Annotated in this window: 1 pseudogene; it reads left to right on the top strand. The window is 49.8% G+C overall.

The annotated features are described in order from the left end of the window. Positions 1-816 (top strand): annotated as a pseudogene (locus R7044_RS24830) (excinuclease ABC subunit UvrA); the annotation flags it as partial.

Here is an 816-nt window from a genome sequence, read left to right as displayed (position 1 = left end):
TGAAGATGCCATTCGCTGTGCCGATCACGTGATTGATATTGGCCCGGGGGCGGGGGTACACGGCGGTAATGTGGTTGCCGAAGGAACAATGGATGAGATCATCGCGAACCCGAACTCTCTCACAGGTCAGTATCTAAGTGGCACAAAAGAGATAGCAGTCCCTAAAGCGCGTACCCCTCGCGATCCAAAGAAAACCGTCGAGCTACTAGGCGCAACAGGTAACAACCTGAAGAACGTCAACTTGTCTATTCCTGTCGGATTGTTTAGCTGTATTACTGGCGTGTCAGGCTCCGGTAAATCAACCTTGATCAACGATACGTTCTTCAAAATTGCACACACCCAACTCAATGGCGCTACTACTGCACACCCATCGCCTTATAAGTCGATTAAAGGTCTAGAATATTTCGATAAGGTTATCGACATCGATCAAAGCCCAATTGGCCGAACACCACGCTCGAACCCTGCGACGTACACGGGAATCTTTACCCCTATTCGCGAGCTGTTTGCTGGTACGCAGGAATCACGTTCACGTGGTTACAAACCTGGCCGCTTTAGTTTTAATGTTCGCGGTGGTCGCTGTGAAGCTTGTCAGGGGGATGGTGTTATCAAAGTCGAGATGCACTTCTTACCAGACGTGTACGTGCCATGTGATGTGTGTAAAGGTAAGCGCTATAACCGCGAAACACTGGAAGTACGCTACAAAGGCAAAACCATCGATGAAGTACTGGAAATGACCGTCGAGGATGCTCGCACCTTCTTCGATCCTGTTCCTGCGATTGCCCGCAAGCTGCAAACTCTAATGGACGTTGGTCTGTC

The organism is Vibrio sp. 1402 (genome assembly GCF_033340275.1).
Note: the sequence above shows the minus strand (reverse complement) of the source record. Positions and strands in the feature narration are given on the sequence as shown.